General features: G+C 69.2%; 14 protein-coding genes. 4 read left to right on the plus strand and 10 right to left on the minus strand.

The window, feature by feature from the left end; genetic code table 11:
* Positions 1 to 47: 47 nt before the first annotated feature.
* The 8 genes from ACZ5XO_RS15425 to rdgB all read right to left on the minus strand — a co-directional run bounded on the left by ACZ5XO_RS15425 (position 48) and on the right by rdgB (position 7,387).
* Complete coding sequence (locus ACZ5XO_RS15425) at positions 48 to 1,634, minus strand: YifB family Mg chelatase-like AAA ATPase (protein ID WP_464163261.1); 1,587 nt, start codon at positions 1,632 to 1,634, stop codon at positions 48 to 50.
* 76 nt (positions 1,635 to 1,710) lie between these two features.
* Positions 1,711 to 2,409 (minus strand): hypothetical protein, encoded by a 699-nt coding sequence (locus ACZ5XO_RS15430; RefSeq protein WP_464163262.1) that lies wholly within the window; start codon positions 2,407 to 2,409, stop codon positions 1,711 to 1,713.
* Positions 2,410 to 2,435: 26 nt separating this feature from the next.
* On the minus strand, positions 2,436 to 3,386 hold the full coding sequence (gene gshB, locus ACZ5XO_RS15435) for a glutathione synthase (RefSeq protein WP_464163263.1): 951 nt from the start codon (positions 3,384 to 3,386) through the stop codon (positions 2,436 to 2,438).
* A 95-nt stretch (positions 3,387 to 3,481) separates the two neighbouring features.
* On the minus strand, positions 3,482 to 4,294 hold the full coding sequence (locus ACZ5XO_RS15440) for a SirB1 family protein (RefSeq protein ID WP_464163264.1): 813 nt from the start codon (positions 4,292 to 4,294) through the stop codon (positions 3,482 to 3,484).
* Positions 4,291 to 4,719, minus strand: coding sequence for a YraN family protein (locus ACZ5XO_RS15445; RefSeq protein WP_464163265.1), 429 nt, complete (start codon positions 4,717 to 4,719; stop codon positions 4,291 to 4,293). The genes ACZ5XO_RS15440 and ACZ5XO_RS15445 overlap by 4 nt, the downstream gene beginning before the upstream one ends.
* Complete coding sequence (gene rsmI / locus ACZ5XO_RS15450) at positions 4,716 to 5,591, minus strand: 16S rRNA (cytidine(1402)-2'-O)-methyltransferase (protein ID WP_464163266.1); 876 nt, start codon at positions 5,589 to 5,591, stop codon at positions 4,716 to 4,718. The genes ACZ5XO_RS15445 and rsmI overlap by 4 nt, the downstream gene beginning before the upstream one ends.
* A gap of 46 nt (positions 5,592 to 5,637) precedes the next feature.
* Positions 5,638 to 6,792 (minus strand): radical SAM family heme chaperone HemW, encoded by a 1,155-nt coding sequence (gene hemW, locus ACZ5XO_RS15455; RefSeq protein ID WP_464163267.1) that lies wholly within the window; start codon positions 6,790 to 6,792, stop codon positions 5,638 to 5,640.
* A complete protein-coding gene (gene rdgB / locus ACZ5XO_RS15460; protein WP_464163268.1) occupies positions 6,785 to 7,387 on the minus strand; it encodes an RdgB/HAM1 family non-canonical purine NTP pyrophosphatase in 603 nt (200 codons plus the stop codon). Before rdgB ends, hemW begins: the two co-directional genes overlap by 8 nt.
* Positions 7,388 to 7,844: 457 nt before the next feature.
* Here rdgB and ACZ5XO_RS15465 point away from each other — a divergent pair, with 457 nt between their 5' ends.
* From ACZ5XO_RS15465 to ACZ5XO_RS15475, 3 genes are all read left to right on the plus strand, one after another.
* Positions 7,845 to 8,453, plus strand: a complete 609-nt coding sequence (locus ACZ5XO_RS15465) for a DUF2975 domain-containing protein (RefSeq protein ID WP_464163269.1) — start codon at positions 7,845 to 7,847, stop codon at positions 8,451 to 8,453.
* Between the two features lie 23 nt (positions 8,454 to 8,476).
* A complete protein-coding gene (locus tag ACZ5XO_RS15470; protein WP_464163270.1) occupies positions 8,477 to 8,713 on the plus strand; it encodes a helix-turn-helix domain-containing protein in 237 nt (78 codons plus the stop codon).
* A gap of 70 nt (positions 8,714 to 8,783) precedes the next feature.
* Entirely contained in the window at positions 8,784 to 9,305 is a 522-nt protein-coding gene (locus tag ACZ5XO_RS15475; protein WP_464163271.1) for a Smr/MutS family protein, read from the plus strand.
* A gap of 1 nt (position 9,306) precedes the next feature.
* Here the strand turns inward: ACZ5XO_RS15475 and ccmB are convergent, their stop codons facing one another.
* The gene (gene ccmB, locus ACZ5XO_RS15480; protein ID WP_464163272.1) at positions 9,307 to 9,972 is read right to left on the minus strand and encodes a heme exporter protein CcmB; all 666 of its coding nucleotides are present in this window, start codon (positions 9,970 to 9,972) and stop codon (positions 9,307 to 9,309) included.
* Positions 9,969 to 10,592, minus strand: a complete 624-nt coding sequence (gene ccmA, locus ACZ5XO_RS15485) for a heme ABC exporter ATP-binding protein CcmA (protein WP_464164936.1) — start codon at positions 10,590 to 10,592, stop codon at positions 9,969 to 9,971. Before ccmA ends, ccmB begins: the two co-directional genes overlap by 4 nt.
* A gap of 198 nt (positions 10,593 to 10,790) precedes the next feature.
* On the opposite strand from ccmA, the gene acnA reads away from it, so the two are divergent.
* Positions 10,791 to 13,517, plus strand: coding sequence for an aconitate hydratase AcnA (gene acnA / locus ACZ5XO_RS15490; RefSeq protein ID WP_464163273.1), 2,727 nt, complete (start codon positions 10,791 to 10,793; stop codon positions 13,515 to 13,517).
* Positions 13,518 to 13,593 lie beyond the last annotated feature (76 nt).

Genomic DNA, 13,593 nt, shown 5'->3' on the forward strand with positions numbered 1-13,593 from the left:
ACCCTAGCGCCCAAGGGTTAAGCGTGGCCGAACGAGGATTTCAGTCGTTAGAAGGCGGGGGTTTCACTGCGATGCGCGGTCTGACGGTCGAAATCGCCCTGGGCCCCGACCGTGGTGCGGCGATACATCAGGGCCTCGGCCACATGGCGGCGCAGCACCCCGGTCGAACCGTCCAGATCGGCGATGGTGCGCGCCAGACGCAGGGTCCGGGTCCATCCACGCGCGGTCAGCCCGCCTGCTTCGCCCGCCCGCATCAGCAGAGCCCGCCCCGCATCATCTGGCGCGGCGAAGCGGTCCAGGGTCTCGCCCGAGGCGCGGGCGTTGATGCCCTGATCGCGCGCCTTGACGGGATCAAAGCCCGCCGAACGAACACGGTCCTCCTGCTGGGCGCGAGCCGTCGCCACGCGAGCGGCGGCCTCGGCGGTGCCTTCGGCGGGCGCGGGCAGGGCCATGTCGGCGGCGGTGACCGGCGGGGTCTCCACCGTCAGATCGATGCGGTCGAACATCGGACCGGAAATGCGGTTCTGGTAATCCTTCTGACAGCGGGGCGCCTTGCCGCAGGCGCCCCGTCCCGCCCCGCCGAGGCCGCAGCGGCAGGGGTTCATCGCCGCCACCAGCTGGAAGCGGGCCGGATAGCGGACATGGGCGTTGGCCCGCGCCACGACGATCTCACCCGTCTCCAGCGGCTGGCGCAGGCTGTCCAACGCCTGGGCCGAGTATTCGGGCAGTTCGTCGAGGAACAAGACGCCGTTGTGGGCTAGCGAGGCCTCGCCCGGCCTGGCCCGCAGACCGCCGCCGGTCAGGGCGGCCATCGACGCCGAATGATGCGGCGCGCGGAAGGGCCGGTCGCGGGTCAGGGCGCCGCGATCAATCAGGCCCGCCACCGACCAGACCATGGAGGTTTCCAGCAGCTCCTGCGGCGTCAGCGGCGGCAGGAGACCGGGCAGGCGCTGGGCCATCATCGACTTGCCGGAGCCTGGCGGACCGACGAAGAGCAGATTATGGCCGCCCGCCGCCGCGATCTCCAGCGCCCGCTTGGCGCTTTCCTGCCCTTTGACCTCGCGCAGATCCGGGACCGCGCCGCTCGCCTTTACCGGGCCGGGTTCCGGCGCCCGCAACACCTGGGTTCCCCGGAAATGATTGATCAGACCGATCAGGGAACGGGGCGCCAGAATAGCCGTGTCGCCCGCCCAGGCGGCTTCAGGACCATTGGCCTCGGGACAGATGAGGCCTAGCCCCATGGCCCCGGCGGCCATGGCGGCGGGCAGGGTTCCGCCCACCGCCGCGATCTGACCGTCCAGCCCCAGTTCGCCGACCGCCGCCCAACCGTCCAGGGCGTCGGGCGCGATCACCCCCATCGAGGCCAGCAGCGCCAGGGCGATGGGCAGGTCGAAATGGCTGCCCTCCTTGGGCAGGTCGGCGGGCGCCAGGTTGGCGATGACCTTCTTGGGCGGCAGGGCCAGGCCGATGCCTGCGAAGGCCCCGCGCACCCGTTCGCGACTCTCGGCCACAGCCTTGTCCGGCAGGCCGACAATGGCGAAGGCGCCCGGCGGGTTGGCCACCTGCTGCACCTCGACATCAACCCGACGCGCCTCGACCCCGTCAAAGGCGACCGTCACCACCCGCGCGACCATGGGCTCCCTCCCGCTGACCGAAAGAGAACAAACCACGAACCAAAACGAACTGCAAGAGCGCCGTTACGTCACTCGATCAGGGCAGGTCAGCTTCGGGCGCCAGGGTATGGATCACCTCGCCCGCCGCATTGAGGAACTGGATGGCGCCGAAGCCTTCCTCGGTCACCGTCATTCGCACGCGCGGCCGGTCGTTCTTGTCCGACAGGGCCACGGCGGGCGTCCCGTCGGCGGCGACCGACAGCCGCATCCGCGTCGGCGTCTGCACCCCGGGCACAAGGGCGTCGCCCAGACCCGGTTCACGGATCAGGGGCGGCGCCTGGTTGATGACAAAACTGACCGCGCCGTCAGGCGACACGCGCCAGCCGATCGCATCCATGGCCGGATGATCCAGGGCCAGCACCGCCATGCCGCCATCCACATCGGCCGTGCCGAAACCGCCGCGCTCGCTGCCCTTGTCGTCATAGAGGATCAGACCGGCGACGTTGAAGGCGCGCTTGTACTGGATGCCGTCGATGATCGGCGCGGGCGTGGCTCCTGACAGGGTCATGCGGATGACGCCGTCGGCGTCGACGATGTCGATGCGGCGAGCGGTGATGCGATCGTGGTCCGGCGTCTCGACGCGGGTCTGGGGCGTGCGCGTTTCGATGATCCGCTCCAGCACCTCCATCGACGGACGCTTCGGCGCCGTGTTCTGGACCGCCTCCTGGGCCGATGCGGGCGCCGCGATCAGCAGCGCCAGACCGGCCAGAGATCCGGCCTTCATCATCCTGGTCATGGGTTCCCCTCCCCTTGCACGCGATCTCAGACGGTCGCGCGCTTCTTCTTCTCGATCACGTCCCACATCAGGGCCGTGGCGTCGACGCCGCTGAACTTGAGCAGTTGCTGGGCGCCGGTGGGCGAGGTGACGTTGATCTCGGTCAGGTAGTCGCCGATCACGTCGATGCCGACGAAGATCAGGCCGCGTTCCTTCAGATAGGGGCCGATGGCGGCGCAGATCTCCAGATCGCGCGGCGTCAGTTCGACCGGCGCCGCCGTGCCGCCGACCCGCAGGTTGGAGCGCACCTGATCCTTGGCCGGAATGCGGTTGATGGCGCCGACCGGCTCGCCGTCGATCAGGATGATGCGCTTGTCGCCCTTGGAGACGGCCGGGATGAATTTCTGGATCACCAGAGGGTCGCGCGACCCGGCGGCGTGAATCTCGATCAGGGCTTCCAGATTGGGATCGTCCGCCTTCAGCCGCACCACGCCCGAGCCCGCCGCGCCGTGCAGGGGCTTGAGCACCACGTCGCCGTGGCGGCCATGGAAGTCGACCAGGGCCACGGGATCGGACGACACCAGGGTCGGCGGCTGCAGGCCGGGGAAGAGGGTGGCGATCAGCTTCTCGGGCGCCGAGCGCACCTCGGCCGGATTATTGACCACCAGGGCCTTGGGGTGCACCCGCTCCAGCAGATAGGTGGCGGTGACATAGGCCATGTCAAAGGGCGGGTCCTGACGCATCAGGATGACGTCCACGTCCTCGGCCAGGTCGAGAACGACCTCGGGGCCGAAGTCGGCGTGCTCGCCCTGGACCGCATTCACCGTCACCGGACGGGCGCGGCAGAACAGACGGCCCTCGTCCAGCGCCAGGGTGCGGAAGTCATAGACCCACAGCCTGTGCCCGCGCGCCTGCCCCGACAGGGCCATCAGGAAGGTGGTGTCGGACTCGACGTTCACCGCCTCGAGCGGGTCCATCTGGATGGCGACTTTCAGCATGGAGGTCCTTTCACGTCTGAGCTTTGCAGATGCGCGGCGAGGAGCCCGGACGCAAGGGCGCGCGCCCCTCTTTGCCCTCGCTTCAGCGGCCAGACCTAGTTCAGGCGCATCCGCACCCGGTCCATGCTGACCCGACAGGCGTCAGCCGGATCACCCAGGCGGCGCGCCCGCGACAGGGCCTCCAGAGCGCCGGTCAGGGCGCCCTGCTTCTCTCGGGCCGCAGCCACATCCAGCCAGGGCCGGTGATCCTCGGGGTCCAGCAGGGCGCGGCGCAGGGCCGAGCGTTCGGCGCCCTCATAGTCCTCCAGACGCAGGGCGCGGGTGAAAAGAATGTTCTGCAGCCGGATCAGGGCCTGGCGGTCGCTGACCGGGGCCATCAACAGATCCAGCCGGTCCGCCACATGCGGCGTCAGACCAGCCAGAAGGGCGCGACGCGTCAGTTCGCTGGGCAGGACCAGACGTCCCTGGCTGAAGGGGTCCAGGGCCACGGGCCCCTCGGGCGTCTCGACCCGCAAGAGGACGTGGCCGGGAAAGTCCACGGCCGCCGCCTTCAGACCGGCGCGACGGGCGGCGTCCAGATAAAAGACCGCCAGGGTCGCCGACAGACCCCGTCGCCGCTCGGCGACGTCGATGACATCGGTGTTCCCCGGGTGATCATAGTTCAACAGGTCGCCGTTCAGACGGAAGTCCGCGGCCATGGTCTCGGTCAGGGCGTCGTCGGGACTCTCATTGGCCGCCCGCTCCTTTAACCGTTGGGTCGCCTGATCCGCCAGATTCCGCACCGGTTCGGGATCGCGGAAGGGGTAGTCGTGAATGGCGCAGGCGACAGCGCATTCAAGCAGGGGAAAGCGGTCTTCCTCGACGGTTCCCGCCTGAGCCAGAATGGTTTCCGCGTCGTCCCGGGTCACCCGATGTCCGCTCCTGTGGTCGTCACGCCGCGAAGATGACGCGGAAATCGTCCGGGAGCCAGCGCCACCATATCAATCCGCAGGTTCAGCCCCTGCAACGAGGGCCGACCGCGAGCCACGGCCTGCCCGGCGGCCGACAGTCGGGCGTGTTGATCCGGCCCCAGAGACAGGATGGCGGCCTCGATGGTCCGCCGCCGCTTGACCTCGACCACCGCCAGGGTGCGGCCCCGTTTCGCCAGAATGTCGATCTCGCCGCCGCGCCCCTTCAGACGAAAGGCCAGGATCTGATAGCCCTTGAGCATCAACCAGGCGGCGGCGATCCATTCGGCGGCGTGGCCTTCGCGGTGCGAGCGCCCGCCCAGCGTCCGGCGCCAGCCCGCCTTTGGCCGTTGCGGCGCGGGGGAAGGCCGCAGACCGGGCTTCACCCCCGGCCCTGCATTTCCAGCGCCCGCTTGTAGAGCGGCTTGCGGGGCAGGTTCAGCGCCCTGGACACCTCGGCGGCGGCCTCGCCCGGCGGCAGGCGGGTCAGGGCCTCGGCCAGGGCGGCGTCGGCGTCAGCGGCGCTGGCGACCTCGGCCTCGCCCGGCCCGACGACGACGACGATCTCGCCCTTGGGCGCGTCGCAGCGCGGATCGACGGCCAGTTCGGCAAGTGTGCCGCGCACGGCCTCCTCATAGAGCTTGGTCAGTTCGCGGGTGACGGCGGCGGGGCGGTCGCCCAGCACCTCGGCCATGTCGGTCAGGCTGTCCTTCAGGCGCGGGCCGCTTTCGAAGAAGACCAGGGTCTGACGCCCGGTGCGCAACTCCTCCAGCATGGTCTTTCGCGCCCCCGACTTCGGCGGCAGGAAGCCGGCGAACAGCACCCGGTCGGCGGGCTGGCCGGCCAGACATAGGGCGGCCAGCAGGCTGGAGGCGCCGGGAACGGGATGGACCGGCAGGCCCTTGGCGATGGCGGCGCGGGCCACGACATAGCCGGGGTCCGAAACCAGAGGCGTGCCCGCGTCCGAGACCAGGGCCACGACCTCGCCGACCTTCAGCCGCTCGACGGCGATCTCGGCGGCGCGCGCCGAGGCGTGGTCGTCGCAGCGCTCCAGCCTGGCCCGCAGGCCATAGGCGGTCAGCAGCTTGGCGGTGACGCGGGTATCCTCGGCCAGGACCAGGTCGGCGGCGGCCAGGACGTCCAGCGCCCTCAGCGTCATGTCCCGCAGATTGCCGATGGGCGTGGCCACCAGATAGAGACCCGGCGCGACAGAGCGGGCGGGCGGGGCGGTCGGCGGAAACAGCGAGGCGTCGGACATCGGCGCGACCCTGCCAGCCCCGGCCCTCCGGGTCTAGCTCGAGACCCTATGTCAGCAAGGCTTTCAGCACGGCGTCGAGCAGGGGCCGTCCCTGCGGGGTGGCGGCCACGCGGTCGGCTTGCCGCCCGAGAAAGCCGTCGGAGATCAGTTCCGCCAGCGTCCCGGTCGCCTCGGACAGACCCAGGGCCCGCAACAACGCCAGCGGCACGCCCTCGACCGTGCGCAGGCCCAGCAGGACCCGTTCCTCGGCGGCGCCCAGCGGATCCAGCCGCTCGCGCTCGGCCCAGGGCGTTCCGACGGCGACGCCCGCCACATAGTCGGCGATGCGGCGATGGGCGACCGTGGCGGTGCGTTCCTCGTCCAGCGTCAGCCGACCGTGGGCGCCGGGGCCGAGGCCCAGATAGTCGCCGCCGCGCCAGACATGCAGGTTGTGGCTTGACCGCGCCGCCTCGCCGCGAGCGTGGTTGGAGACTTCATAGGCCTCGAACCCGGCGCCCTCCAGGACGACCTGCGTCGTCTCATACAGCTCGGCGGCCAGGTCCTCGTCCGGCGGGGTCAGGGTTCCGCGCGCGAAGGCCCGGCCAAAGGCGGTCGTCGGCTCGATGGTCAGTTGATAGGGCGAGACGTGTTCGAAGCCGAGGTCCAGCGCCGTCGTCAGCTCGGCCGTCCATTCGGCGACCGACTGACCCGGACGGGCGTAGATCAGGTCGATCGACAGGCGCGGGAAGGCCCTGCCCGCCGTCTCGACCGCCCGCCGAGCCTCCGCCGCCGAATGGTCGCGACCGAGGAATTTCAGCGCCGCGTCGTCGAACGACTGCACCCCCATGGACAGACGGTTGATCCCGGCGTCGGCCAGGGCGGCGTAGCGGCCCGCCTCGGCGTCGGTGGGGTTGGCCTCCAGGGTGATCTCGATCTCGTCGGCGGGCGGAAACAGGGTCTTGGCCCGCGCGATCACCGCCGCCACGGCTTCGGGCGGCATCAGCGAGGGTGTGCCGCCGCCCAAGAAGATCGAGGCCAGACGGCGCGGCCCGACCAGACGGCTCTGCGCCTCCATGTCGGCCAGGATGGCCTGAACCAGCCCCGCCTGTTCCTCGACCCGGCCACGATCGCGCACGACGTTGAAGTCGCAATAGGGGCAGATGCGGGCGCAGTAGGGCCAGTGGACGTAAAGGGCGAGGGAGGAGGGCGGAGCCTCAGTCAATCAGCGCCGCCTTGAGCCGGGCGAAGGCGCGGGCGCGGTGGCTGAGGGCGTCCTTTTCCACCGGATCCATCTCGCCGAAGGTCAGTTCCGAGCCTTCGGGCCGGAAGACGGGGTCATAACCGAATCCCCGGTCGCCGCGCGGCGGGAAGACCAGCTCCCCGTCAATCCGTCCCTCGACCACCACGCAGGGACCGTCGGGCCAGGCCACGGCCAGAGCGGAGGTGAACCAGGCCCGACGGTCTGTAGCCCCGACCTCTTCCAGCCGCTCCTCGACCTTCTTCATGGCCAGGTCGAAATCCTTGCCCGGTCCGGCCCAGCGCGCCGAAAAGATGCCCGGCGCCCCGTCCAGGGCGGCGACCGACAGGCCGGAGTCGTCGGCCAGGGCGACTTCTCCCGAGGCCTCGGCGGCGTGACGCGCCTTCAGCATGGCGTTGCCCACGAAGGTGCTCTCGGTCTCGTCCGGCTCGGGCAGGTTGAGGCTGCCGGCCGTGACGATCCTGTAATTTCCATCCAGCAGGGCTTCGATCTCGCGCGCCTTGCCCGGATTGTGGGTCGCGGCCACCAGCCGCATCCCCTTGATCAGCTTGAGATTCATGACGCGACCTTAGTCCTGTCCGATGCATTGCGGAAGTTTAACATCGTTAAACGATATGTAACGTGCTTTTCGAGGAGGCATGGCGCATCTTCAATCTCAAGAACGGGGGCCGCACCGTTCAAACGAAGCGAGAAACACGCAACGTTCATCCGGCGGAATCACATAAACGCACGAAAATCGTGCAATCACGGAGAGATACGATGCAAGCGATGAAAACCTCGATCTGGATGGACCGCGTCGGCCACGGCTTCTTCAACGCCATGCTGCTGGCCGCCCTGCCCACCGCCGCCGTCGCCCTGATCATCCAGAGCCTGTGATCCGGCTCTGGATCGCCCCAAAGGGCAAACGGGGGCTTTGACGATCAGCATGAACACCGCGAAGAATAGCGCCGCGTGAGGGTTCGCCGGACCCCACGCGGCGAACGCCGCCCAAGCCACCCGGCCTGAGACCTGACTTCATGCACCTCCCGAAATTGGCTTCCATCGGGATTCGTGCGCCGCGTCTGACGGGCGGCAATCTGCGCACTCCCAATCTGCGCACCCTGGGGCCCGGCTCCGTGTCCAGCCTGCTGAAGATCGCGCTGGACGTCGCCTATATCCTTCTGGCCCTGATCACCGGCGTCCTGCTGCTGCTCTGGGTCGCTTCCGTCTTCATCCCCCTCGACAATCTGAACGTCACTGTCACGGACGGCGACAACGGTCGCCAGATCCCCCTGACCCGCCCCCTGCTGCTGTTCGGCGTGGGCGCCATGACCGCCTATTTCGGCGGCTTCCTGATGATCCTGCGCGGTCTGAGAAAGATTTTCCGCACCCTGACCCTGGGCGACCCTTTCCAGCCCGACAACGTCCGTCGTCTGCGCCAGATCGGCCTGATCCTGGCCGTCGTGACCGGCGGCGTCTGGGTGGCGCAAGGCCTGGTGGCCGCCCGCCTGGCCCCCGGCGTCATGGAGCCGCAAGGCGTCAGCGACCTGCTCACCCCCGTCTTCTCCATCCTCGTCGTCTTCGTCCTGGCGGAGGTCTTCCGCGAAGGCGCGCGCCTGCGCCGCGAATCCGAACTGACGATCTGATCTGGAAACGCTAAGCTCACCCCATGGCCATCCGCGTCCAACTCGACCGCATCCTCGCCGAACGGCGCATGTCGCTGACCGAGCTCGCCGACCGCGTCGGCGTGACGGTCGCCAACCTGTCCATTCTGAAGACCGGCAAGGCGCGCGCCGTGCGCTTCTCGACCCTGGACGCCCTGTGCCGCGAACTGGACTGTCAGCCGGGCGACCTGCTGGCCCATGAACCGGGGCCCGGCGACGCCTTCGACACCGCCGAGGACTGAGGTGGCCCGCAAAGGCCCCTCAAACCCCACCGACGACGACAAACGCATCTGGGCCCGGGTGACTGGAACAGTGACCCCGCCCGCGCGCCGCAAGGCCGCCCGCGTCACCCCCGGCGCCGTCCTGCCCGATCCCGAGGCTTCACCCGTCATGGCCAAACCCGCGCGCGGCGTCGCCGGCAAGAAGCGCAACGCCCCCGATCAGACGCCCCGCTTCGAGGCCCTGGGCATCGTGGCCCCCGCCAAACCGACGCCGACCCGCGCTCGCCCCACCCCCGAGGAGCTGGAGCCGCGCCGCCAACGCCGCCTGTCGCGCGAACGCGACCCCATCGAGGCCCGCATCGACCTGCACGGCTTCGGCCGCTTCGAGGCCGAGGACCAGCTTCGCGGCTTCCTGATCAGTTGCCAGATGCGCGGGCTGCGCTCGGTTCTGGTCATCACCGGGCAGGGACGACGCGGCGGCGGGATCATTCGCGGCTCGGTGCACGACTGGCTGACCGGGCCGCACCTGCGCGGCGTGGTGTCCGGCTTCGCCTCGGCCCACCGCCGCCACGGCGGCGACGGCGCCCTCTATGTCACGCTCAAGCCGCGCTGACCTACCCTTGGGCGTTGCGGATCGCCGCCGCTCCAGCCACCGGCGCGATGACCACCGCGAACAGGACATAGGCGCCCAGCAGGGCCAGGGCCGACAGGGGATCCCCGCCGTTCGCCGCCCGCGTCAGGGCGCCCGCGCCGAACACCACCGGCGGAATGAAGAGCGGCAACACCACCACCGCGATCAGCAGACCGCCTCGCTTCGCTCCCAGAGCCAGAGCCGCGCCCAGCGCCCCGGTGAAGGCGAAGCCCAGACCGCCGATCGCCGCCGCCAAGGCCGTCAGACCGATCAGGTGGGCCGGCTGACCCAGGGCCAGAGCCGCGACCGGCGCTGCCACCGCCAGCGGCAGACCCGTCGCCAGCCACTGGGCCAGGGCCTTGATCGCCACCGTCGCCTCCAGCGGCAAGGGGCCGAGCGCCAGCAGGTCCAGCGCCCCGTCCTCCAGATCGCGCTCGAACAGACGCTCCAGCGACAGCAGCGAGGCCAGGGCCAGGGCCATCCAGCTGGCGCCCGAGGCCGCCGGGGCGAGGACGCGCGGATCGCCGCCTGCCGCCAACGGCAGGATGGCGGTCAGACACAGCATGAAGCCGCAGGCCAGCAGGGGCCCGCCGCCGCCGCCCCAGGCCAGCGACAGTTCACGGCCGAACAGGACGCGGGCGGCCCTCACGCCAGGCCTCCGAGATCGAGATGGCGCGCCGGAACGGGCAGGGGGTCATGCACCGCGGCCAGAATCATCCCGCCCCCTGCCAGATGCGCCGCCATCAACTCGGCCGCGACAACCCGCCAGCGCTCGTCCAGCGGCGCCAGGGGTTCGTCCAGCAGCCACAGGGCGCGCGGCGCGGCGATCAGTCGGGCCAGGGACAGCCGCCGCTTCTGTCCCGCCGACAGCTTGCGCGTCTCCAGATCCAGCAGGGGCGTCAGGGACAGACGCGCGACAGCCGCCTCTCGCGCGGCCTCGTTCCCGCCCAGCCAAGCCGTCTGGAAGTCGAACTCCTGACGCGCCGTCCGCGTCGGCTTCAGCCCTTCGAGATGGCCCAGAAGGTGGACGCCGTCGCGCCGCGCGGTCCCCGAATCCAGCGCCTCACCGTCCGCGCCGCCAAAAGTGATCGCCCCCGAATCCGGCCGGATGAAGCCCGCCACGGCGCGCAGCAGGCTGGTCTTGCCCGCCCCATTGGCCCCGGTCAGGGCCACGGCCTCGCCCGCCGAAAGGCCCAGCGACAGGCCCCGGAACAGGACGCGCTCGCCGCGCGACAGGCTCAAGGCCTCAATGTCGACCGTCTTCAGCATGGCCCCGCCGATTTGCGAACCCTTCTCAATGTCCATGACACGGGTGTGGATACATGGACGACCCCCGCGCGCAGGACTATATCCGCAAGCGCCGCAGCAGGCTTTCGCCGCGCGCGCCTGGGACCTGTGCGCCCCGGCGTCCAGCGCGCGAAGGCGCAACCGAATTGTCGGGCGGCGTTAGTCAGAGGACTTATCTCCATGCCGTCGATTGACAGCCTCAAGACCCGTCAGGACCTTTCGGTCGGGCGCAAGAAATACGCCTATTACAGCCTTCCCGCCGCCGAGGAAGCCGGTCTGGCCGGGATTTCCCGTCTGCCGCGCTCGATGAAGGTGCTGCTGGAGAACCTGCTGCGCAACGAGGACGGCGTCTCGGTCACCGAAGCCGACCTCAAGGCCGTCGCCGCCTGGATCGAGAACAAGGGCGCCGTCGAGCACGAGATCGCCTTCCGTCCGGCCCGCGTCCTGATGCAGGACTTCACCGGCGTGCCCGCCGTGGTCGACCTGGCCGCCATGCGCGACGCCATGGCCAAGCTGGGCGCCGACGCCGCCAAGATCAATCCCCTGGTCCCCGTCGACCTGGTCATCGACCACTCGGTCATGGTCGACCACTTCGGCAACGCCAAGGCCTTCGGCCAGAACGTCGAGCGCGAGTATGAGCGCAACATCGAGCGCTACAACTTCCTGCGCTGGGGCTCCTCGGCCTTCAACAACTTCCGCGTCGTGCCGCCCGGCACCGGCATCTGCCACCAGGTCAACCTCGAGAACCTGGCCCAGACCGTCTGGACCCTGGACGAAGGCAAGAAGACCGTCGCCTATCCCGACACCGTCGTCGGCACCGACAGCCACACCACCATGATCAACGGCCTGGCCGTCCTGGGCTGGGGCGTCGGCGGCATCGAGGCCGAGGCCGCCATGCTGGGCCAGCCGATCCCCATGCTGATCCCGGAAGTCGTCGGCTTCAAACTGACCGGCAAGCTGCCGGAAGGCGCCACCGCCACCGACCTGGTGCTGACCGTCACCCAGATGCTGCGCAAGAAGGGCGTCGTCGGCAAGTTCGTGGAATTCTTCGGCGACGCCATCGCCGGGATGACCATCGAGGACCAGGCCACCATCGCCAACATGGCCCCGGAATACGGCGCCACCTGCGGCTTCTTCCCGGTGTCGCGCGCGACCATCGACTATCTGACGGCCACCGGCCGCGACAAGGCGCGCGTCGCCCTGGTCGAAGCCTACGCCAAGGCCCAGGGCCTGTGGATCGACGAAACCTCGGAAGACCCGGTCTTCACCGACGTGCTGGAACTGGACATCTCGACGGTCGTGCCGTCGCTGGCCGGTCCCAAGCGTCCGCAGGACCGCGTTGAACTGACCGTCGCCGCCCCGTCGTTCGAGACCGCCCTGGCCGACGTCTTCGGCCGCCCGACCGACGCCGAGCGCGCCGCCGTGGAAGGCGAGAAGTTCACCGTCGGCGACGGCGACGTGGTCATCGCCGCCATCACCTCCTGCACCAACACCTCGAACCCCAGCGTTCTGATCGCCGCCGGTCTGGTGGCGCGCAAGGCCCACGCCCTCGGCCTGAAGGTCAAGCCCTGGGTCAAGACCTCGCTGGCCCCCGGCTCGCAGGTCGTCACTGACTATCTGACCGACGCCGGGCTCCAGAAAGATCTGGACGCCATGGGCTTCAACCTGGTCGGGTACGGCTGCACCACCTGCATCGGCAACTCGGGCCCGCTGGACCCGGCCATCTCGAAGGCGATCAACGACAACGGCCTGGTCGCGACCTCGGTCCTGTCGGGCAACCGCAACTTCGAAGGCCGCGTGAACCCGGACGTCCAGGCCAACTACCTGGCCTCGCCGCCGCTGGTCGTGGCCTACGCCATCGCCGGTTCGATGCGCATCGACATCACCAAGGACGCCATCGGTCAGGACAAGAAGGGCAAGGACGTCTTCCTCAAGGACATCTGGCCGACCTCGCAAGAGATCGCCGACATCCAGAAGAAGTCGGTCACCCCGGCCATGTTCGCCAAGCGCTACAAGGACGTCTTCAAGGGCGACAAGCACTGGCAGGCCATCAAGGTCACCGGCGGCCAGACCTATGAGTGGGAGGACACCTCCACCTACGTCCAGAACCCGCCCTACTTCGAAGGCCTGTCGATGGAGCCGGCCCCGGTCAGCGACATCGTCGAAGCCCGCATCCTCGGCATCTTCGGCGACTCGATCACCACCGACCACATCAGCCCGGCCGGTTCGATCAAGAAGGCCTCGCCCGCCGGCGTCTATCTGACCAACCACGGCGTCGACGCCCTGGACTTCAACAGCTACGGCGCCCGCCGCGGCAACCACGAAGTCATGATGCGCGGCACCTTCGCCAACATCCGCATCCGCAACAAGATCACTCCCGACATCGAGGGCGGCGTCACGAAGCACTTCCCGTCGGGCGACACCATGTCGATCTACGATGCAGCGATGCGGTACCAGTCGGAAGGCCGTCCCCTGGTCGTCTTCGCCGGCAAGGAATACGGCACCGGCTCGTCGCGCGACTGGGCGGCCAAGGGCACCCGCCTTCTGGGCGTCCGCGCCGTCATCGCCGAAAGCTACGAGCGCATCCACCGCTCGAACCTGGTCGGCATGGGCGTGGTCCCGCTGCAGTTCAAGCAGGACGGCTGGCAGAAGCTGGGCCTGACCGGTGAGGAGATCGTCACCATCCGCGGCCTGACCGACGCCAACATCGGCAAGCTGAAGCCGCGTCAGGACCTGTGGGTCGAGATGTTCCGCCCCTCGGACGGCAAGATGGCCCGCTTCCCGGTCCGCTGCCGCATCGATAACCAGACCGAGCTGGACTACCTGCTGGCCGGCGGCGTCATGCCCTACGTCCTGCGCAACCTGGCCCGCGGCCCGGAAGCCGAGGCGCCCGCCGCCGCCGAATAAGGCGCAGTTTCAGGCAGAAACAGGAAAGGCCGGTGGAGCGATCCACCGGCCTTTTTCTTCGGTCATCCGCCGCCTC

It is taken from the genome of Brevundimonas sp. T2-11, assembly GCF_055397675.1.